The organism is Kitasatospora sp. MBT66 (assembly GCF_000710405.2).
Taxonomy (GTDB): domain Bacteria; phylum Actinomycetota; class Actinomycetes; order Streptomycetales; family Streptomycetaceae; genus Kitasatospora; species Kitasatospora purpeofusca.
Genome location: NZ_JAIY01000008.1, coordinates 281023 through 281551, shown reverse-complemented (window position 1 = coordinate 281551; position 529 = coordinate 281023). Strand labels below are relative to the sequence as shown.

Here is a 529-nt window from a genome sequence, read left to right as displayed (position 1 = left end):
GCCCGGTCGCTCAGGCGCGGTGCCGGCGGTGCAGCGCGGCCCAGGCCGCGACGGCGCCCGCGGCCACACCGAGCGCGGCGGCGGCCGGCAGCCCGACCCGGGCGGCCTTCCGCCCGGTCCGGAAGTCCCGGACCCGCCAGCCCTGCGCGCGGGCGTGCCGCCGCAGCGCGCCGTCCGGGTTCACCACGTAGGGGTGGCCCACCAGCGAGAGCATCGGGATGTCGTTGGCCGAGTCGCTGTACGCGGCGCAGCGGTCGAGGTCGAGCCGCTCCCGACGGGCCAGCGAGCGCACCGCGGCCGCCTTGGCCGGCCCGTGCAGCAGCTCGCCGACCAGCCGGCCGGTGTACGCGCCGTCGCGCGCCTCGGCGACGGTGCCGAGCGCCCCCGTCATGCCGAGCCGGGCCGAGATGATCCGGGCCACCTCCACCGGGGCGGCGGTGACCAGCCAGACCCGCTGCCCGGCGTCCAGGTGCATCTGGACCAGTGCGCGGGTGCCCGGCCACACCTTGTCGGCGATGACCTCCTCGAA

Annotated in this window: 1 protein-coding gene; it reads right to left on the bottom strand. The window is 78.4% G+C overall.

Annotation, left to right across the window (positions count from 1 at the left end):
* Positions 1 to 10: 10 nt before the first annotated feature.
* A partial coding sequence (locus tag BI06_RS22575; RefSeq protein WP_043471408.1) for an HAD family phosphatase occupies positions 11 to 529 on the bottom strand: 519 nt, incomplete at its 5' end.